The sequence below is a fragment of the Nocardia acidivorans NBRC 108247 genome, from assembly GCF_001625085.1.
Lineage (GTDB): Bacteria > Actinomycetota > Actinomycetes > Mycobacteriales > Mycobacteriaceae > Nocardia > Nocardia acidivorans.
The window spans coordinates 150,472-169,032 of the sequence record NZ_BDAW01000011.1 but is presented as its reverse complement, the minus strand read 5'-3'; the positions used below and the strand labels follow the sequence as shown (position 1 = coordinate 169,032).

Sequence of the window (18,561 nt, the reverse complement as noted above, 5' to 3'; positions counted from 1 at the left end):
CGCCCGGACTGAGGCCACGAAGCGTTCGATTCGATGATCTTCGCGGTCTTTGGATTTCATGGGCTCACGAGTTCGACCAGCCCGTGAGCAGGGACGACATGGAAATGATGTGCACGTGCTCAATTCGGCTGCGGTCGAATATCCACCACGTCCGCCCAGCTATCTACCAATGCTCAGCCAAGGGTGCTCGAGTACAGCCTTCCATGCCTCCGACAACGGCAAGGGCTGCCCCGATCGCCCGGGCAAGACTTTCACGCCATACTCCGCGAGCCGTGTGAGGGCGTCTCGGATTGGGGGGAACGACAACTGAGCTTCGGTCGAGTAAGGCACTGCCACTACAGGTTTACGGTTGCCGATTGCTTCCACCAAGATTCCGAGCGGCAGCGTGTCCGAGATGCCCGCCGCCAACTTCGCGGCCGAGTTGCACGTCATCGGCGCAACGATGAGCGCGTCGGCTGGGGGTAAGAGGTCGGGCGTCCCGGGCTGCTTGTAGTTGGTCCGCACCGGCCAACCCGTCTTTGTCGCCAGAGCGGCGTCGTCGATGAATGCGCTCCCCGACGGGGAGGCGATCACGCACACGTCCCATCCATCCGCCTGCGCGATGTCGACCAGGTCCGTGATCTCCGATGCCCTGGATGAGCCGGTAACGATCGCGTACAAGACAGGCACACCCTGTTGATTCATGTGACTAGCATGAGTTATCGACCAGAAGGGGACACGCCGAGATGGCAATCTCGCCGATTCCTGGTACCGACGCCACCCGGTATATCGGGAGCCGGGTTGCCGCGATTCGCAGGCGGCGCGGGATGACTCAGCAGGTTCTGGCGGACCTGACGGGGATCTCGCGCAGCGTCCTGGCGAAGTACGAGACAGGTCGGCGCCCCGTAGATTCTCGGCAGGAATTGCACGCCCTGGCAAAGGCGCTACAGTGCGATGTCCGTGACCTCACCGAACATGAGCAGGACCGGTTCGATCCCCGAGCGTCCGAGTTCCACTCCGCAGTGCCGGAAATCGAGGTGGCTCTGTGGACATCAGGCAATACAACAGCTGTCGGGCCGACACGTAGCCTGGAGGAGCTCGCCGCCGCAGCTGATGTCGCGCGGGACCTTCGAATCAATTGCCAGTACGGTCGGGTTGCTCCGATGCTGGCGCCGCTGATCTCCGACTGCTACAAGCAAATCCGCGAAACCTCAGGTCATCAGCAAGAAATAGCGTGGGATATCTTGTCATCGGTGACCGACACGGTGGCGAAAGCGTTGCGCGCGTGGGGATATCCAGCACTGTCCTGGACGGCCGCGGATCAGTCCGAGGTCGCTGCGGCCCATGTCGGCGGAACTGCCGCAGCCGCTGCCGCCACGTTCGACCGCTCCCAGATTCTGCTGTCGCGGCCCGGGGCTCTGCCGACGGCGCTCGAGATCGCCGAAAAGGCGGCAGAAAAGTACGCACCAACGGCTCGGACAGTGGGCGAGATGGAAACGCTGGGGATGTTGCATCTGCAAGCGGGTCTCGTAACGGCAAGCTTGGGAGGCGATCCCGCCGCGCACCTGGATGAGGCGGACGAATTCGCCCGGCGTCTAGGCGGAGCGCAGACCGGTTGGTCGATCCTGAGGAATCCGACCTTCGGCGGTAATAACGTTGCGCTGTGGCGAATGTCGTCGGCGATGGAGAAGCGCGATTCCGGTGCTGTGATCGGGCTCGCCCCGCGGGTAAATCCGGAGCTGATCCCCGCGTTGGGCCGCAGGGCACAGTATTTCGTCGAGGTCGGTCGCGCGAACGCGATGGAAAAGCGCTGGGATGCATCGATCGTGGCCCTGCTGCGTGCTGAACACATTGCACCGCAGCATGTTCGGGGGATGAGCAACGTCCGCGAACTTGTCGGCCACATGATGCGCAGCGCGCGCCGAGACCTGGCGAAAGGCGATCTCGGCCGACTGGCGCAGCGCATAGGTGTTGTCCCCAATTAGTCCGCTTCAAACGCGGTGCGGCCCATGGCAATCCGGGTGACATTTGTCGGGATTGGCCGGTTTGACTGATGTCATGTCTCGGTGTGTTGTCTGGCCGGACCGGGGCGTGTTCCGCTGGGGAACAAAACAAGCGCGACATCGGCGACGCTCAATAGGCATCCGGCGTCGACCGTACGGAACCGACCTCACACCGTACGGATCAGGTGGTTTCCATTGCTCGGGTTACCTGATCCTGCGAGGCGGTCGACGCCGGGTGCTTCCACAAGGGAGGCCCGAAATGTCGTTGGTTCTCATCTCATTGGCCATTGCCGCCGTGCTTTCAGGCTGCGTCGCTCAGCTACTCCAGCCTGCTTGGGATCCGCAGGAGACTCGGCTCACCGTGGCCGATATCCAAGTGCGCTTGAAGCGGGAGCGCGCGACCTCGAGCGGTTGTCGATCGTGATTGGCGAGGCCGCGAAGCGGAGTCGCCTGCCTGCTGAGGACGCATCCGTTCGGCCGATCCTGCCGGACTGGCACGAGTTGTTCGCCGCGTTCTGCGGCGACCTCGGCGAGGAACCCGACGCACATCCGATCACCGCGTGCGCACGAGCGTTGGCCGAACTCCACCAAGTCAACCGCCACAACGCCAGCTGGCCGGGGTTCGCGACAGCCAACCGTGTACTGATCGATTCGGTCGATACGTGGGTGTGCCTGCACGCCTTGCGCCCGGCCAGTGAATCGCTGGGGGAGTTGATCGCGCGGATGGCGCTGGCTCAAGTCGCGGCGAATGAGCTTCTGCGCCACTGCGACAGCGTTGGGCATGAGGTGCATTCGGCATGGCAGGAGCTGGCTGTGATGGCCGGCCGATGGACCGACCTTGTGGCCGAGGTGGCCGACGGTCAGCCCCTGTTCCCGGAGGACAAACACCGATGACACGTCAGACGCGGCGTTCGGCGCCCAGCCTGTTCGGGCAGCGCGGATATCTGCCGCCGATTCAGTGGACAACCAGTCAGGCCGCGCGGGCGCTGGCGCATTACCTCAGCTCGGTACCCGCACCGAACCGAACCGCGGTGGTACGCAACCCTCATCTGAGCGAGGCGTGGGCGCAGGACTTGGTACAGGCCCCGACAGTGATCAATCGCGTCGCCCGTCTGATCGGACCCGAGGCAGGTGTCGATCAAACGTTCCTCGTGACCAAATGGCCCGGCGAGCTGACCGAAGTGCCGATGCATCAGGACGGTGTCAGCGTCGATATCGAACTCGACCCGGTTCGGTCGGTGTCGTGCTGGCTTTCTATCAGCGATGCACCCGAAGCCGCTGGCGCACTGCAGTTCTCGGTCGGATCACATCGTTGGGGTTATCTGCCACACGCCTTCGACGCCACCGGTGCGCTGGCAGCACACGATGATCCACGCCTGAACGACTGCGAATTCACCACGGTGCCAACCACAGCGGGCGAAGCCCTGCTGTTCGACACCCGGCTGCTGCACCGATCAGGCCCGAACTCAACACAGCGTCCACGCATCGGCTTGAACATCGTCTACGCCCGCCGCAGCGCATATCTGCGTGGCTCGGCTACCCGCCGCGAAGGCTGGCAGCCCCTCAGGCTTCCATAACCGTCAAAGAGGTTGCGGAAGAACCCTATTCGCCAATCTTGGTAGGGAGATACACCATGTCGGCACCAACCATTTCACCGACACTCGGCACAGTCATTCCCGCGAGCCCGGTCACCCTGGTGCGGGTATTGGAAGGAGAAGGCCCCGGCACACCGCGCCGCGGCAATAAGGTCCTGTTCGCCAAGTCCGAGTGCAGCTATTACTGCCGCACCGCCGAGATCGCCGCCGCGGTGATCGATGCCCTGCGCCAGTCCGATGACAAGTTGCGCAACCGCCCTGAAGAACTGATGTTGTGGGACTGGCAATCGACATGGTTCAAGGTCGACCCGGACTGTGGAACCGGCGGCGGCTGGGTACTACTCGGCGTCGCCTGGTACGACCCGGAGTTCTACGCCGACCGTGCCGGCGCTTATCTGTCGGTGATGCACCGGCGCATCTACGACATGCTCGGCCTGACGGTCGAGGATGTCGAGGTCGTGCACTACCTGGTCGATATCGCTCAGGCTGCTTGATCAGTTGAACTCGTGCGGGTGGTCGAGGATGCCTCGGTCACCCGCACGCTGCGTATGCGGGGAGCGCGTGCCACGGTCACCGAGATCGCCCAGGCCGTGACCGCGACAACGGCCAGTGATGTTCCGCCGAGGATGAATCCGCGTGCGGGTGCGGAGGCGATGAGTGCGGGGATGATCGCCATCCCCGCGGTGCCGGCGGTGCGCATCACGGTGTGGTTGATCGACATCAACCGCAACCGCGCCGGACGCGAATACGCGGCCAGTTGTGTGCCGAGCGTGATCGAAATGAATGGGGTCACGAACCCTGACAGACTCGCGAACATCAGCACCAGCGCGAAGTTGTTCGCTGCGCCGGTCGCCGCGAGCAGTACACCGGCGAGCGCCCACGCGGCGCAGAAGCGCGGCAGGAACGCCGCGGTCGGCCCGATCCTGGCCGCGGTGAGGTTCCCGAGCAGTCCCGCGGTCCCGGTGGAGGTGAGGACCCATCCGTATGCGGAGGGGCTGGCACCGAGCTGGTGGGCCAACAACAATGGCAGACCGATTCCGGGCAAGGCTGTCAGGAACAGCCCTGCGGCGTGGACAACGAATGCCGCACTGAGCGTTGGAGATTCGCGAAGCAACGCACGCGCACTCGCTCGCTTCGGCACGGGGGAGGGGAAGTCGGAGCCCGCCGGCGTTGCCACTGCTGAGGTGGTTGTTCTTGCCAGGAACATCAGTGCCAGTGCGGATACCGCGAATGTGCCTGCGTCTGCGGCGAACAAACTGGTGACGGGTAAGACCAGCAGCAGTGCACCGGCGAGTGCCGGGCCCGCGATGCGAGCGATGCGTCCGTTGATGTCCATGGCCGCGACCAGCGCGGGTCGCTCGGCTTCGGTGACCAGGTCCGGTACCAACGCGCCGAGGGATGGATCGAAGATCGCCGCCAAAGCACCCAGGACCATGGCGACCGTCAGCATTGCGGTGGTCCCGCCGATGTTCCATACCACGGGCACCGCAAGCACCAAAAGTGCACGCGCGCTGTCGATTCCGGCGAGGGTCCGGAAGTTCGCGCACCGGTGTAGCAGTGCGGCTCCGAAGGCTCCGATCAGGATGAAGGGCACGCTTTCGGCGATCGCGACCGCGCCCATGGCGACCGGTCCGGAGCGTTGCAATGCGACCCACATGATCGCCAAGGCGTAGCAGCGGTCACCGAGGATGCTCAGCAGCTGCGCGGTCCAGATCGCCGCGATCGGCGGTCGGCGAAGCAACGTCAGCAACGGCACAGCGCAGCACGGTATAGGACGCGGCGATCTCCGTCCGCGCGCCACTTGGTCAGCGCGTGTCCGGCAACGCGAGCCAAGAGCGCACCCAGCCTTCGTCGAGGGGATGCTGCCTAGCACTAGGATCGTCCGAACGTCATCTTGCGGAAGGGGTCGAGGTGAGTTCGCCGCAACCAGGATCGTGGGGGTATCACGCATCGCTGGCCACGAAGATGGACCGGCTGGCCGATGCGTTGAGTAACGAGCACACGGCATTGCGTTCGGACGGCGTGTATGTCGACGTCTACGCAAATGGACAGGTCAGGGCCGTAGTAATAGACGACGCGGTCGTCCTGAACAGTCGGGAACTCGGCACGCTGATCGCCGATTTGATCAACCGCGCTCGCGAGCAAGCACAGGAACAGGTCCAGAACCTGGTGTACGAGGTTCAGTCCGATTCGCGCATCTCCCAGGCCATCGAGAATATCGGTGACGCTCCCCAACGAGCACCCGTACGACCCGCGGTGGCCGAGGACGCGTGGGAGGAAGACGACGATCCCTACCAGCGCAAGTCACGCATCGCCGCCGAATGACACCCCGACATCGGCTGCAACCACGCCTCGTGGGCATCGATCTGTTCGTTTGCGCCGCGTCTGGTTCAGTGCAGGAAGCGCTGGTTTCCGGTCTATTACAGTGTCCGAGAGCTATCAAAGATCGCTGACTCGTCGAGGGGGATCCGCAATGAGCGATGATGACTTCCTATATGTCGATCATGAGCGTGTGGCGGCAATGGTCACCGCCATGAACGCCAGTGCTGACACTCTGGGCACGATCCGCGCCGACGACAAAGCCCAAGCCCTGGCTACCGCGGTCGCGGGGACGCAGGTGGGTGCGGCTGCGGTGTCCGGGGCCTCGTCAGCGGCTACCGCTATCGAGGCGATGGTGCAGCAGGTACGGACGATGGCCATGAAGACCGCGTCGGGTTCGGCGAGCATCGCGGCGACGGACCAGCACAACGCCAACCAGTTCCCGCAGGGAAACTGAGCGATGGGCGAGGCCGCGGTTCCGACCGTCTCCGAGGTGAACAGCTGGCAGCTCGATGCCCTCGATGCACAGAGCACCTCGTGGAAACAGCAGTCGGTCACTCTCAAGTCCGAACTCGACGGCATGTACACCACGGTCGGCGACTCGGCGGACTATCTGGTCGGCAAGTTCGGCAACGGGGTGCGCGACAAGGGTCTGACCGTGCGCGACGACGGCTACAAAACCGTCGGCGCGCTCGAAAGCGCCGGTTCGGCGATCGCGGTGGGCTCGCCCGGGATGCGATTCGCGCAGAAAACGGTGAAACAGACCCTCGCCACGCTTACCGGCGAGGGCTACCGGTGGGCGCAGGACGGCACTGTGAGCTTGTCGCTAGCGCAAACAGCGAATGCCTTGTCGGACAAGGACAAGAACAGCGCCACGATCAAACTCGCGGCATTGCAACGCCAAGCCGATCTGTACACGACAACGCTCAAGGGTGCGCTTCATGCCGCCGGAGTCGCCGCACAGGGCGTGGCCGATGGCATCACCAATGCGTTCAGCCAACTACCTCAGGCGGCACAAGGAGCCAAACCGGGCTCGCTGACCGATCCGGGGACAGCGAAACAGCAAGGCATCGACGACGGCAAGCTGGTCGCGGGTGGCAACGCCACCGACGCCGACCTGCAGCACATTGCCGCTCGACTATCCGCGGCGGGCATCACCCCCGCCGACGTGGAAGCGATCAACGCCGGTCAGCAGGTCAATCTTACTGAGGCGCAATGGAACTACCTCCACGAGTTCTATAACACCGCTGGCCTCAACGGCCTGACGTCGATGACCGACCGCCTCACCTCCATCAGCGACACCACCGCGGCGTCCACGGTCGCGAATCAATTGAACACCCTGGCCAACCCGAATGTGCATTCTCTCGGTTCGGATCCGTTGCTAGGCAACTTCTTTCACCCCCAGGGCGGCCTAAATCAGCTCCCTGCTGATCTGCGGAACGCGCTCACCGCCAGCTATGACAAAACCACTGTTGACAAGGGCTACAACAACATCCAGTACGCCCACCTGAACGCTTCCGACCTTTCGCGGGTGACCAAGATGATGGGGCTGGCAGACGCCAGATCCGCACCCGGCAGTCAGATCAACACCGAGCTGCTCCTGCAAGCTGCTGCCCTCGCGCCCAAACTGAACGGCCACGCGATCTACGTCGATCAGAATCTCGGCGGTCAACCCGCGGAGTCGCTGCTGCAGAATCTGGTCGATGTCGGCGGCCGGGACAAGATCGCTGTCCATGATGTCCTAGCCGGTGATACTCATCTTCCCAACGACATTGGCCAAGGTAAGGCGCTCGACGGGTTCCTGCACCACCACTGGGACGACGACGGCAAACAGGTCGGCAAAATGCTGTCGTGGGTGGAATCTGACGCCACCAGTACCGACTACGCGATCTCTGCCCGCGCCGGACAAACAGCCTCCAGCGTCGCGGACTACGTCGCCGAACACAAAAGCGACCTCCTTCACCTCGACGGCGGCTCGACGGCTTCGCTGGGCGCGATCAACCCGCTCGCTGTGCAAGGCCTCGGATCCGCGCTCAGCCCTTACGTCCCCGCCATGGCCGGGGTTTCGGACCAGTTCCTCAACACCCACGAGTTCAAGGGATTGCTCGCCGACCGCGACACCGCCGACCATGTCGCCGCTCGTGCGATCTTCTCGGTCATCGATACGGACAAAGACGCGGCCGTCGCATTCAACACCAAGGCATTGTCCGCGGCGCAACAGCTCCAAACCTCTTGGGTGCATACAGTTCTCGCGGATCCCGCCAACCCTCACAACGAGTTGGCGACCCAGTCGGGAATGATCCTGGGCCTCGTCGACCAGGGACTCACCACCGAACTCGATGCGCGCAAGGCGACCGAAATACGTGCCGCGATCCAGAACTTCGCCAACGATGGCGCGAACTGGGACACCGGCAAGGGGATCATGAGCACCGGCGCCAAGTACATTCCCGTGGTCAAGGACATCTTCGGACCGGTGGTGGACGCCACCAACGCCTACGCGAAAATGAACCTGATCGGATACGCCTACACGGCCCCGGACCCCTCTCGAGCGAATTTCAACAACTCCCATGATTTCGCCCCCGCCCGAGCGCTATACCAGGTCGCACAAGTTCTGCAGAACCAAGACGGATCGCTGGCGCACAACCCGCAATACAGCAACCTCTTCACCGACGACGGCAAACTGAAAAGCTATGAGGACGCAGCAAGATCTGCCGGTAACGCGACCACCTTGGACTCGAACCTGGGGAACATACTCGATTCATATCGAGGCGGAATTCTGAAAGACCAACTCGAGCACTTCAAAATTAACATGATGGAAGGCAGGACCGCGATCCGATGAGCAGCCGACTCCACCGCGCCGACCGCGCTCGTTCGGGATCCTTCGTTGCCTTTGCTCTCCTGGCCATCGCCACGTCTGCCACAGGGTGCTCGACCAGCGGGTCCGACACCAGCAAACCCGCGCACACGATGCAGGAGTTCTGTACGCCATTCCTGGACTACTTCCGCGCCGACTTCCCGATCGACAGCGTCAAACTTTCCTACGGGGGTAGTGCGGGCAAGGCAGAGCAATCGGTGAAAGACGGCAGCGGCTGTGTCTTCTCCTCGACCCAGATCACCAGCCCGCATCTGACCGCCAGCGTCGCGCTCAGGCCGACCCGAGCGGACGAATCCGATGGCGGATTGACCCCCTATCTGAAAGAAAACAAGTTCGTGCCACTCTCCGGGCACAGCAAAGAGATCTGGATCCGAGACGCTCGCATCAAAACAGGTCCGATCCAAACTAAGGGAGTTGTCGAACTGACAACTCGCATTGACCCATGGGTCAGCTCCATGGAGATCATCAACGAAACAGACACCCTGGCAATAAGCGACGAACAGATCAGCAAAGCCGCAGATGTCCTCATCAACACCACCGAAACGTTGAACAGATAGGCACGTGTCCCGGGAGTTTCGGATTAACGGTGGATCTGACCTCGGCGTGGGTTAGTTCTCGGTTGGGGTGATCCGGCCTTCGAAGGTGATGGCGAAGACGTTGAGGGCCGGTTTCCACCGCATCGCCTATCGTGCCCGAACCTTTCCCGGTCGGGTCCAGCGAACGGGTCGCCAGATACAAGCATTTGAGTGCTGCTTGTTCGGATGGGAAATGCCCACGGGCACGGATCGCGCGCCGGTAGCGGGCGTTCAAGGACTCGATTGCGTTGGTGGAACAGATGATTCGTCGGATCTCGACGTCAGGCCAGGAACGGCACGAACTCGGCCCAGGCGTTGTTCCAGAGCCTGACGATCGCGGGATAGCGGTCACCCCATTTCGCGGTGAACTCACCGAACCGTCCCGGGCCGCGGCCTCGGTCGCGGCGGTGTAAACCGGCTTGAGATCTTTGCTCATCTCCGCCCAGTGCTGCCGACCCGCGTAACGGAAACTGTTGCGCAGCAGATGAATTACACATGTCTGGACGATCGTGTGCTCCCAGACGGTGTTGATCGCCTCCGGCAGCCCCTCGAGCCCGTCGCAGACCGCGATGCAGACATCGGCGACACCACGGTTCTTGAGCTCGGTGAGCACCTGCAACCAGAATTTCGCTCCCCCACCGCCGTCGCCGGCCCAGAGTCCGAGGATGTCGCGTTCCCCGGCGCAGGTGACACCGATGACCACGTAGATCGGCCGGTTGGCCACCTGGCCATCGCGGATCTTCACATGGATGGCGTCGATGAACAGGACCTACCGCGCCTTTCGCCACGGCCGTCAGTGTCTCCGACATCAGTCGGTCCTTCCTGCCGAACCATCAGGTTCGGCCGATCGGACCGAGATCAAGATCCGCCGTTACCCCGACACTCCCGTCGATTACGCGGACGCCCAGTGAAAACGTTCGCAAAGCGTTCACACGGCGTCGGTGAATGACCGTGCTCCAGTGGTTCAGCTGGTAGATCCCCCAGCGGGCTCCAGCCGCAACGAGATCGAGTTGATGCAGTAGCGCTTGTCTGTCGGGGTGGGGTAGCCCTCGCCTTCGAAGACGTGGCCGAGGTGGCTGTGGCAGGTGGCGCACAGGACCTCTACGCGGGGCATGCCGAGGGAGTTGTCGGGGCGGAGGATGACGGCGTCGGAGGTGGCGGGGTCGAAGAAGGAGGGCCAGCCGCAGTGGGAGTGGAATTTCTCTCCGCTGCGGAACAATTCGGCTCCGCAGGCTCGGCAGGCGTAGACGCCCTCGGTTTCGGTGTCGGTGTATTCGCCGGTGAAGGCGCGTTCTGTGCCGGCTTCGCGCAGTACCTGGTATTCCTCCGGGCTCAGCTTGGCCCGCCATTGCTGCGGGGTCAGCTGGATGCGGGGGGCCGGTAGCGAGGTATCAGCGTCGGAACTCATGGGTTCCACGCTAATACTTCGCCAGGGGAGTTGACCGACTCAGCCGTTGACGGGCTCGGGGATCGCGGTGCGCGGCTTGCCGTTGCGGATCGGGTCGGCCTCGGATTCGGGATGCATCCAGGCCGGATCGAGGGTTTTGCCGGTGACCAGTCGGCCCTCGCGGCGCGCGGCCAGGTAGCGGTCGCCCAGCACGCAGAACACGACGATGAGCAGCAGACCCCAGCCGAAGGTGACGCGCAGGTAATCGAGGGAGCGGCCGATGCTCTGCCAGCGATCGGAGAGCCACTTGTCGTAGGACATGAAGCCGAACACCGCGACCCACGCGGGCCAGTTCCGCATGACCGAATTGCGTTGCACCACGGTCATGAGTATCGGGAACAGGAACATCGAGTAGTACATCTGGCCGAGCGAGCCGAGCACGAGCATGGCGGTGATCAGCAGGCCGGAGCTGGTGCAGATGAAGAAGACCTCATCGTCGCGGTAGTACCGATACAGCAGCCACAGCGAGATCGCGACCATCACACCGAGCACGACGCGGATCAGCAGCGTCAGCCAGCCCGCGACGCCGTAGTACCCGGCATTGCCGACGATCGCGCTGTTGAAGTAGTCGCGCGACTCGGCCAGGTAGGGCAACGTATGGGTCCAGAACTGCTTGTAATCCACGATCAACGGCCACGCGAGCAGATTCAGCGCGATGGGCACCCCGGCCGCCGTGATGAGCGTCTTCCACTGTCCGCGCGCGAGGGCGATCAGAATCAGCGGAGCCAGCAGCGGCCCCTTGACCGAGATCACCAGCCCCAAAACCACACCGGCCCAGAGGTCTTGACGCCGCAGCAGCAGATGGATGAATACCACCATCGCCAGGAACAGGCACCCGTTGATATTGGTGAACACCAGCGTGTTGGTCACCGTCTCGGAGCTGAACATGGCCAGCAGCAGCGCGGGCGCGGCCACCGACCCGAGCGTGTAGTCGAACAGCCGCAGCAGCAGATATCCGGCGAGCATGATCGCGATCGCGTTGATCAGGATGAATCCCCACCGGGACTTCTCCGGATCGATGATCGCCAACGGCGAGATCAGCAGCGTCCCACTGGGTGGATACAGGTAATGCGGATCGGTCGAGGAGAAGTTCGCGTTGTAGACCGCTTTATGGTTCAGAAACGCCAGCGACGCGTTGTACACCGGTCGGAAGTCATCGGTGATATACCCGTTGACGGCCTTGATGAAGACTCGGTTCAGCACGGTGAGTACCGCTAACGGCCACAGAGCGAAGTTCAGGACCTCAGCGGTGGTGCGAGCGGTGCGCGGCTCGAGCTGGCGAAGGAACACTCGGGCACGGTACACCGGAACGCTCCGTCACGGGCGCGCGGACCCGCCGCGCTGTGCCTAATTTGCCTCCGCTGCGCTACGGCGGTTCGCGACCCCCGAAGCCCCGTTTCTTCCCTCCCTCCGCTCCGGTCAGTCCGGGATCGGGGCGGCCCACGAACTTCAGGGTCGGTGTGTTCGGGGGAATAGGTGCAGGGTGAGCGGGTTTACGCCGGGCAGGCGGTCCCGTCCTGTGGCAGTTTGGCATCCTTCAGGTAGTCCGTCACGTTCTGCTGCGCGCAGCCGGAGTGGGCGAAGGTGGGATGACCCCAGCCCTGCCACACCACGGTGGCGGTGCGCGCCCCGGCCTTGCCGAGCGCGCCGGTGACCGAGGGCCGGCTGTCGACGCCCGCGACCGGATCGGCCTCGCCGCCGATCACCAGCACCGGCCGGTCGAGCTTGTCCGGCAGCGCGGCGCTCGTGGGCGTGGGCCACGCCGAGCAGTCCATCAGATCGACGGCCGCGACCTTGCCGAACACCTGATACTTCGCACTCCATTGATTGGCAAGCTCTTTCGCGCGCGCCGGGGTGGCGGGTTCGTGATTGTCGCTGCAACGGTTCACATATTCGCCGTCACTGGCGATCGCGGAGGTCTCGCGCAGCACGATCGGCGTGAGCGCGGCCTGATCCCCGCGCCCCAAACCCGAGAGCGCGTCGGCGAATTCGGTGATCTGCGGATTGCCGAGGTTGCGCGGATCACCCAGGAATCCGTTGAGCGTGGTCACCAGCGCCGCCGCGGACAAATCCCCGAATCCGCCGCTGCCCGCGCGATTCACCAGATCGGTGATGGTCGCCCGCGGATCCTTGCCGAGCGAGCAGTTCAGCGCCGCGCACTTCTGCGCGAACGCCGTCAGGGCCGCCTCGGCCCCCCGCACCCGTTGTTCGGCGCGCCCGATGGCATCGAGCCCCACCGCCTGCGGCGAATCCAGCACGAGCCGCCCCAGGTGATCGCCGTATTTGCGCGCGTAACTCATCGCGACGGTCGCCCCGGTCCCCGTGCCCATGAGCGCGATGTGGTCGACCTGCCACTGCTTGCGCAGCTGATCGATATCGTCCGCCGCGTGCGCGGCATTGAAGGTCCCCTGCGCGGGGGAGAGGAAATCCAGGCAGGCGATGGTCGCGTCCTGGCTGGCCTTGGCCACCGCGTCCACGGGATCGGCTGTGCCATGGGTGAATTGCGCCTGATCGGCCAGCGTGCGCCGCAGCTCGTTGGTCAAACAGCTCACCGGCTGCGAACTGCCGATACCCCGTCGGTCGATCGCCACGATCGGCCGCGCCGCGAGCAGCGATCCCGACGGTCCGGCCGCCAGCGACGCCAGCGTCGCGGTCGAGGCCCGATCCGATCCCGAGGTCAGCACCAGCGGTGCGACATCCTTGGGCGTGCGGTCGTATCGCGCCCGCATGGCCGCGGTCCGGAAATTCCCGCCTACGGCCCCGCTGATATCGACCTGCGTGCTGTATTCGGCGCATTCGAGAATCAGCCCCGGCGGCGGCGTCCCCAGCGACAGCAGGTTGAAGCTCGGCACCGTGCAGTCGTGCCAGGCCAGATCGGTCTTGGGCACCTCGGGTGCGGGCGGCGGCGTATCGGTCGGCGCGGTACTGGTTTCCACCATCCCGGCATGCGGTCGTTCGATGGCAACGGCGGGTCGATCCGAGGGCCCGGCGGCACAGCCGGTGGTCACCAGGATCGAAAGTGTCGACGCCAGCAGAGCGGCCCGAGTCCAGCGCATGCGGTACAGCCTGCCAGGTCTCGCGGCCGGTTTCAGCTACAGGGTGTGTGGACGCACCCAGCGGGTCAAGATCGTCCCGTCTCCGTCGAAGAGCAGATGGCGGCATGTCATGGGTGTGGCCATGGCATTGGGGGACACCGCGATTCGTCTCTCCGTCCCCGCGACCAGCATGGGAGACAGGGTCAGGCACAGTTCGTCGACGGCCTGGGCGACGATGAGATCGCCGAACAGCGCGGGTCCGCCCTCGCACAGCACGCGTCGCATACCGAGATCCTCGAGCGCGGCGCGCAGTCCGCCCGCGGTCACGCTGGTTTCGCCCGCCTCGATCACCAGACCGCCCGCCGCGGCGAGCGCGTCCTTGCGATCCCGCGGCGCGTCGGCGGTGGTGATGACGATCGGCCGCGCACCGGTATCGGTGAACAACCGTCCGCCCGGATCGAGCGTGGCGGTGGCGGTCACCACCGCGATGCGCGGCGGTGCGCCGGTCGGATCCCCGCCGAACCCGTGATGGTGCAGTCGCATCCGCAGTTGCGAATCCGTATGCGCCGCCCCGTAATTCTCCGCCCGCGCCGTCCCGGCCCCGACCACCACCACATCGGCGAGATCGCGCAGGATTCGGAAGACCTTCTTGTCCGCCGGCGTGCCGAGCCCGCCCGAGCGCCCGTCCACGCTCACCGCCCCGTCGATACTGCTGACGAAATTCACCCGGATCCACGGTTCCGCAGGTCCCGCCGGGTAGGCGTACAGCGCCAGCAGATCGTCATGGGTGAGTTCTGTGAGCTGGATCGCATTGGGCATACGCTGCATGAGAACCGATTCCACCACGTAACTAGGCTGGCGCGGTGCAACAACGCCTCGTCGATCGCCACCCGGAGGTTCCGGCCGACCAACTAGTGGCTCAGATGGTTCCCCCGCCGACCTTCGACGAGGTGAGCTTCGCCAGCTACATCCCCGATCCCAAGGAGCCGTCGCAGGCCGCCGCGGTGCGCAAGGCCGAGGAATTCGCCGATCGAGTCACCAAGCTGCACAGGGCCGCGTCGAAGAAGAGCCTGTTCGGTAGGAAGAAGCCGGTCACGGGTATCGGTTTGTACCTGGACGGCGGCTTCGGCGTGGGCAAGACCCACCTGCTGGCCTCGATCTTCCACAGCGTGCCCGGTCCCAAATCCTTCGGCACCTTCGGTGAGCTGACCAATCTGGTCGGCGCGCTGGGCTTCAACAATGCCGTCGAACGGCTCGCCGGCAACAGCGTGCTCTGCATCGACGAGTTCGAGCTCGACGATCCGGGCGACACCATGCTGGTGTCCCGGCTGCTGTCCGAGCTCACCGCGCGCGGTGTCTCGGTGGTCGCGACCTCCAACACCCTGCCGGGTCAGCTCGGTGAGGGTCGTTTCGCCGCACAGGATTTCATGCGCGAGATCAAGAAGCTGGGTTCGCTGTTCGAGCCCATCCGGGTGGACGGCCCGGACTACCGCCATCGTGATCTGCCGCCCGCCCCGGAGCCGACCGCGCCCGAGCTGCTGGCCGAAAAGGCTTCCCGCACACCGGTATCCACCCTCGACGACTTCGACGATCTGCTCGAGCATCTGAGCACGCTGCATCCTTCGAAGTACAACGCGCTGATCCAGGGCGTCTCGGCGGTGTACATCTCCGGTGTGCACACGGTCACCGATCAGGCGGTGGCGCTGCGCATCGTGGTGCTGGCGGACCGGCTCTACGACGCTGGCACACCGGTCACCGTGTCCGGGGCCAAGCTGGACCAGATCTTCTCGCAGGAAATGCTCGATGGCGGATACCGCAAGAAGTATCTGCGCGCCATCTCCCGCCTGCTGGCGCTGTCGCGATTCGAGACGCCCGCGACCGCCGCATAGTTTGCCGCCTGGCTGTCCCGCGCCGGGCACTCGAGAAAGGGAAGTTCGTCATGATCCGACCCCGCGTGCTCGGCGCTTCACTGGTGCTGGCCTCCGCGCTGTCCTTCGGCGCCACCCCGGCGCTGGCCTTCGCCGATCAGCCCGCCGCCGTGGCGGTGCAGCCGCCCGCCTCGACCGGCAATGTGGTGCTCGATACCGCGGCCCGCTCGCTGAACCTGCGGGACGTGGTGAACGCGCGGGACGCGGGCGGCTACAAGACGGTCGACGGTCACACCGTGCGCACCGGCCTGGTGTACCGCACCGGTGAGCTGACCAAGGCCACCGATGCGGATCTGGCCGAGCTGACCTCGCGCGATGTGAAGTCGGTGCACGATCTGCGCACCGGCATGGAGCAGCAGCTCATGGGCGTGGACAAGGTGCCCGCCGGGGCCACCGAATTCCACAACGACATCATCGGCCAGGCCCCGCCGCAGGTCATGATGTCCACCCTGATGGCGGGCACGGACCTGTACCGCGCCTTCATCACCGCCCCCGGCGCGAACGAGGGCTTCGCGGATGTGCTGCGCGATATCGCCGCCAACCCGGGCGCGGTGCTGTTCCACTGCACCGCGGGCAAGGACCGCACCGGCTGGACCTCGGCCGTGCTGCTGACGCTCCTGGGCGTCGACCGTGACACCGTCACCTATGACTACCTGCTCTCGAACTACTACCGTGGCGCCGCCGACGGCGACATGCTCAACGGCGTCAGCGCCGCCGCCCTGAACTCCGCCTTCGACCAGGCGAACCAGACCTATGGCAGCTTCGACAACTACGTCCGCGACGGCCTGAAACTGACCGACGCCGACATCGCCGCCCTGAAGACCAAACTCCTGGCCTGACAGGCTGATTGAGCGCGGTTACACGAAAAAGCCCGGCCGGGAACGTCTTCCGGTCGGGCTTTGTGTTCAGCTGGCTTCCGCGATCTGAGTTCTCTTGCCGCGCAGGCTGTATCGTTCCCGGGCTTGCGCGGGAGTGATCGTCTCCAGTGTGGCGGGCAGCTCCTTCGACAGGTGCTGCTTCAGGATCTGTCCCGCCATCGGCGCGATGAACGGCGCGGCCTTGATCAGGCCGAAGGATCCGAAAAGCGTGAACAGCCGGACGATCAGCTTGGCGGGCAGCTTCACCAGCGGGTCGACAATGCGAGGCACGTTGTACCGCCCCAGCTTTCGCATCCACATCGGGGTGAGCGCGGCGGTGGTGAGGGAGAGCGCGATGCTGCCGAGGGCGTACGAGATGCCCGCCCCATTACGCGGTGAGGTGCGCAGCAGCTGGTGCATTCCTTCCTCGGCGCGGACCGAGGTGCACAGGCGCGGTTTGACCTTCTCGAAGTAGGCGCGCACCTCCTCGCGCGAGCGCGGCACATCCTCGGGCCTGCAGGTCTGGAGTTCGGCGGCGATGACGCACTCCTGCCAGTACCGCGCTTCCTCTTCGGCACTGAGCTTCCCGGGGCCGTAGACCTCGTACGCCTTGAGCACCGAATGCCAGCCGGTGACATGGATCCACAGCTGGGTCTCCGGGCTGTTGGCCGCGTACCGCTGTCCGGTGATGGGTTCGATCCCGGTCATGGGAGCGTGCACCTGCATCAGATGCTCCGATGCCTGAATGGCGGTGCGTCCGTCGCCGATGGCCACCAGCAGGAAGTACGCGAAGGTGTGGTCGAGGCGGCTGCGCGGATCGGTGTAGATACCGCGCGCGTCGGCCACGGCGGCGGTGAGGAACGGGTCGAAGAACTCGAGCACGGTGGCGCGCTGGAATCCGATGACCGCGGTCGGCGCGGTCCAGATCTTCCAGCTGGGGGAGTCGGGCCCGAAGAACCCGTAGTCGTCCCTGCGAAGGGTGGTCGGATCGAAGCCCATCGGTTCACTCCCTTGTGCGCTGCCCGCCTCAGCGGTGAATACAACACCACCGTAGCAATTGCGCGTGCCGAATACAACGGTCGCGTAAGATTCTGCCGGGGAGGGTGCGATCCGCATTCCGACCGGCTGGCATCATGTGCTCGTGGAGGTGGACCAGGTGACGACGTCGCGGACGGCGGCCGAACGGCCGAGGCGTCGCTATGCCCCGCGCCTACCCCCGGAGCAGCGCCGAGCCCAGCTCTTGGACGCGGCCTTCGAGGTGCTGACCCGATCCGAACTGCACGAACTCAGCATGGAGGCGGTGGCCGCGCAGGCGGGCGTGGGCAAGCCGGTGCTCTACACCGTCTTCAAAACCCGCGCCGAACTCGTGGCGGCCCTGCTGGATCGCGAACTCGAGCGCGCCCTGGATCAGGTGGTCGCCACCCTGCCCACCGATCTGCTCGGCGGCGAACCGGTGCAGGTGGCCTCCCAGGCGGTCGAGGCATTCGTCGGCGTGGTCCTCGCGCAGCCGACCCGCTGGCGACTCATCCTGGCCAGCCCGGGCAGCGCGCCGCAGGAGTACCGGGCGGCGCTGCGCAGCGCCCGCACCGGTGTCTTCGATCAGGCCGAGGCGCTGGTCCGCATGGGCGCGGCCCTCGATCCCCGGTGGGCCGCAGTCGATTCCGGCCTGCTCACCAATTCACTGCTGACCATTGCCGAGATGCTCGGCGGTATGGCGGTCAATGATCCCGCCGAGTATCCGCGCGAACGCCTCGAGGGTTTCGTGCGCGCGATCGTGCTGTTGCTCAGTGGCGGCGGCAGGTGAAATAGGGGGTTGACGAAACCCGAACGATCTAGGTAACTTGCTAACCCTCATGCATTACTTCTTCTTCGTGTAATCGCTTCGCCGCGTAGAGCCCTAGCTCCGCCGCGAATCATCACCCGCACGTAACCGCCTGTAGGCGTGTGT

Annotated in this window: 19 protein-coding genes; 11 read left to right on the top strand and 8 right to left on the bottom strand. The window is 64.6% G+C overall.

The annotated features are described in order from the left end of the window. Nucleotides 1–159: 159 nt before the first annotated feature. The gene (locus tag NA10_RS05960; RefSeq protein ID WP_067564437.1) at nucleotides 160–684 is read right to left on the bottom strand and encodes a flavoprotein; all 525 of its coding nucleotides are present in this window, start codon (nucleotides 682–684) and stop codon (nucleotides 160–162) included. 41 nt (nucleotides 685–725) lie between these two features. Between NA10_RS05960 and NA10_RS05955 the strand changes: the two genes are divergently transcribed. From NA10_RS05955 to NA10_RS38090, 4 genes are all read left to right on the top strand, one after another. After that, nucleotides 726–1,964 carry a helix-turn-helix domain-containing protein gene (locus NA10_RS05955; protein ID WP_067564435.1) on the top strand — a complete coding sequence of 413 codons (1,239 nt, stop codon included), beginning with the start codon at nucleotides 726–728 and terminating at the stop codon, nucleotides 1,962–1,964. A gap of 438 nt (nucleotides 1,965–2,402) precedes the next feature. Continuing rightward, entirely contained in the window at nucleotides 2,403–2,876 is a 474-nt protein-coding gene (locus NA10_RS05950; RefSeq protein ID WP_067564433.1) for a hypothetical protein, read from the top strand. Continuing rightward, nucleotides 2,780–3,559, top strand: coding sequence for a phytanoyl-CoA dioxygenase family protein (locus NA10_RS05945; protein WP_084514349.1), 780 nt, complete (start codon nucleotides 2,780–2,782; stop codon nucleotides 3,557–3,559). Before NA10_RS05950 ends, NA10_RS05945 begins: the two co-directional genes overlap by 97 nt. A 56-nt stretch (nucleotides 3,560–3,615) precedes the next feature. Beyond that, nucleotides 3,616–4,071, top strand: coding sequence for a hypothetical protein (locus tag NA10_RS38090; RefSeq protein ID WP_218021458.1), 456 nt, complete (start codon nucleotides 3,616–3,618; stop codon nucleotides 4,069–4,071). Here the strand turns inward: NA10_RS38090 and NA10_RS05935 are convergent. Further along, nucleotides 4,059–5,528 carry an MFS transporter gene (locus NA10_RS05935; protein ID WP_169812531.1) on the bottom strand — a complete coding sequence of 490 codons (1,470 nt, stop codon included), beginning with the start codon at nucleotides 5,526–5,528 and terminating at the stop codon, nucleotides 4,059–4,061. The genes NA10_RS38090 and NA10_RS05935 overlap by 13 nt on opposite strands. A 14-nt stretch (nucleotides 5,529–5,542) precedes the next feature. On the opposite strand from NA10_RS05935, the gene NA10_RS05930 reads away from it, so the two are divergent. From NA10_RS05930 to NA10_RS05915, 4 genes are all read left to right on the top strand, one after another. After that, nucleotides 5,543–5,902 (top strand): YbaB/EbfC family nucleoid-associated protein, encoded by a 360-nt coding sequence (locus NA10_RS05930; RefSeq protein WP_067564428.1) that lies wholly within the window; start codon nucleotides 5,543–5,545, stop codon nucleotides 5,900–5,902. A gap of 148 nt (nucleotides 5,903–6,050) precedes the next feature. Beyond that, entirely contained in the window at nucleotides 6,051–6,353 is a 303-nt protein-coding gene (locus NA10_RS05925) for a hypothetical protein (protein WP_067564426.1), read from the top strand. A 3-nt stretch (nucleotides 6,354–6,356) separates the two neighbouring features. Then, the gene (locus NA10_RS05920) at nucleotides 6,357–8,735 is read left to right on the top strand and encodes a TPR repeat domain-containing protein (protein ID WP_067564424.1); all 2,379 of its coding nucleotides are present in this window, start codon (nucleotides 6,357–6,359) and stop codon (nucleotides 8,733–8,735) included. Continuing rightward, nucleotides 8,732–9,328 carry a hypothetical protein gene (locus NA10_RS05915; protein ID WP_157556101.1) on the top strand — a complete coding sequence of 199 codons (597 nt, stop codon included), beginning with the start codon at nucleotides 8,732–8,734 and terminating at the stop codon, nucleotides 9,326–9,328. The genes NA10_RS05920 and NA10_RS05915 overlap by 4 nt, the downstream gene beginning before the upstream one ends. On the opposite strand, the gene NA10_RS35315 is transcribed toward NA10_RS05915, so the two are convergent. From NA10_RS35315 to NA10_RS05895, 5 genes are all read right to left on the bottom strand, one after another. Further along, nucleotides 9,300–10,091 (bottom strand): IS256 family transposase, encoded by a 792-nt coding sequence (locus NA10_RS35315; RefSeq protein ID WP_169812530.1) that lies wholly within the window; start codon nucleotides 10,089–10,091, stop codon nucleotides 9,300–9,302. The two genes, NA10_RS05915 and NA10_RS35315, sit on opposite strands and share 29 nt — an antisense overlap. Before the next feature lie 219 nt (nucleotides 10,092–10,310). Beyond that, complete coding sequence (msrB, locus tag NA10_RS05910) at nucleotides 10,311–10,754, bottom strand: peptide-methionine (R)-S-oxide reductase MsrB (RefSeq protein WP_067564421.1); 444 nt, start codon at nucleotides 10,752–10,754, stop codon at nucleotides 10,311–10,313. A gap of 39 nt (nucleotides 10,755–10,793) precedes the next feature. Next, a complete protein-coding gene (locus NA10_RS05905) occupies nucleotides 10,794–12,083 on the bottom strand; it encodes a glycosyltransferase family 87 protein (RefSeq protein WP_174562475.1) in 1,290 nt (429 codons plus the stop codon). 203 nt (nucleotides 12,084–12,286) lie between these two features. Further along, nucleotides 12,287–13,849 carry an alpha/beta hydrolase gene (locus NA10_RS05900; protein ID WP_067564417.1) on the bottom strand — a complete coding sequence of 521 codons (1,563 nt, stop codon included), beginning with the start codon at nucleotides 13,847–13,849 and terminating at the stop codon, nucleotides 12,287–12,289. Between the two features lie 36 nt (nucleotides 13,850–13,885). Then, nucleotides 13,886–14,656, bottom strand: a complete 771-nt coding sequence (locus NA10_RS05895; RefSeq protein ID WP_067564489.1) for a pyrimidine reductase family protein — start codon at nucleotides 14,654–14,656, stop codon at nucleotides 13,886–13,888. A gap of 35 nt (nucleotides 14,657–14,691) precedes the next feature. Between NA10_RS05895 and zapE the strand changes: the two genes are divergently transcribed. Further along, nucleotides 14,692–15,717, top strand: a complete 1,026-nt coding sequence (gene zapE / locus NA10_RS05890; RefSeq protein ID WP_067564416.1) for a cell division protein ZapE — start codon at nucleotides 14,692–14,694, stop codon at nucleotides 15,715–15,717. Nucleotides 15,718–15,767: 50 nt separating this feature from the next. Further along, entirely contained in the window at nucleotides 15,768–16,595 is an 828-nt protein-coding gene (locus tag NA10_RS05885) for a tyrosine-protein phosphatase (RefSeq protein WP_067564414.1), read from the top strand. Between the two features lie 66 nt (nucleotides 16,596–16,661). Here the strand turns inward: NA10_RS05885 and NA10_RS05880 are convergent, their stop codons facing one another. Then, entirely contained in the window at nucleotides 16,662–17,612 is a 951-nt protein-coding gene (locus tag NA10_RS05880) for an oxygenase MpaB family protein (protein ID WP_067564412.1), read from the bottom strand. 157 nt (nucleotides 17,613–17,769) lie between these two features. On the opposite strand from NA10_RS05880, the gene NA10_RS05875 reads away from it, so the two are divergent. Beyond that, nucleotides 17,770–18,417: a TetR/AcrR family transcriptional regulator gene (locus NA10_RS05875; RefSeq protein WP_067564487.1), complete on the top strand. Its 648-nt coding sequence runs from the start codon at nucleotides 17,770–17,772 to the stop codon at nucleotides 18,415–18,417. The last annotated feature ends 144 nt before the right edge of the window (nucleotides 18,418–18,561 follow it).

Coding starts and splice junctions, on each gene's coding strand:
- NA10_RS05920 (WP_067564424.1), top strand. CDS start 6,357: ATGGGCGAGGCCGCGGTTCCGACCGTCTCCGAGGTGAACAGCTGGCAG.
- NA10_RS05925 (WP_067564426.1), top strand. CDS start 6,051: ATGAGCGATGATGACTTCCTATATGTCGATCATGAGCGTGTGGCGGCA.
- NA10_RS38090 (WP_218021458.1), top strand. CDS start 3,616: ATGTCGGCACCAACCATTTCACCGACACTCGGCACAGTCATTCCCGCG.
- NA10_RS05930 (WP_067564428.1), top strand. CDS start 5,543: ATGGACCGGCTGGCCGATGCGTTGAGTAACGAGCACACGGCATTGCGT.
- NA10_RS05880 (WP_067564412.1), bottom strand. CDS start 17,612: ATGGGCTTCGATCCGACCACCCTTCGCAGGGACGACTACGGGTTCTTC.
- NA10_RS05900 (WP_067564417.1), bottom strand. CDS start 13,849: ATGCGCTGGACTCGGGCCGCTCTGCTGGCGTCGACACTTTCGATCCTG.
- NA10_RS05945 (WP_084514349.1), top strand. CDS start 2,780: ATGGCAGGAGCTGGCTGTGATGGCCGGCCGATGGACCGACCTTGTGGC.
- NA10_RS05955 (WP_067564435.1), top strand. CDS start 726: ATGGCAATCTCGCCGATTCCTGGTACCGACGCCACCCGGTATATCGGG.
- NA10_RS05895 (WP_067564489.1), bottom strand. CDS start 14,656: ATGCAGCGTATGCCCAATGCGATCCAGCTCACAGAACTCACCCATGAC.
- msrB (WP_067564421.1), bottom strand. CDS start 10,754: ATGAGTTCCGACGCTGATACCTCGCTACCGGCCCCCCGCATCCAGCTG.
- NA10_RS05935 (WP_169812531.1), bottom strand. CDS start 5,528: ATGCGTGATACCCCCACGATCCTGGTTGCGGCGAACTCACCTCGACCC.
- NA10_RS05960 (WP_067564437.1), bottom strand. CDS start 684: ATGAATCAACAGGGTGTGCCTGTCTTGTACGCGATCGTTACCGGCTCA.
- NA10_RS05885 (WP_067564414.1), top strand. CDS start 15,768: ATGATCCGACCCCGCGTGCTCGGCGCTTCACTGGTGCTGGCCTCCGCG.
- NA10_RS05915 (WP_157556101.1), top strand. CDS start 8,732: ATGAGCAGCCGACTCCACCGCGCCGACCGCGCTCGTTCGGGATCCTTC.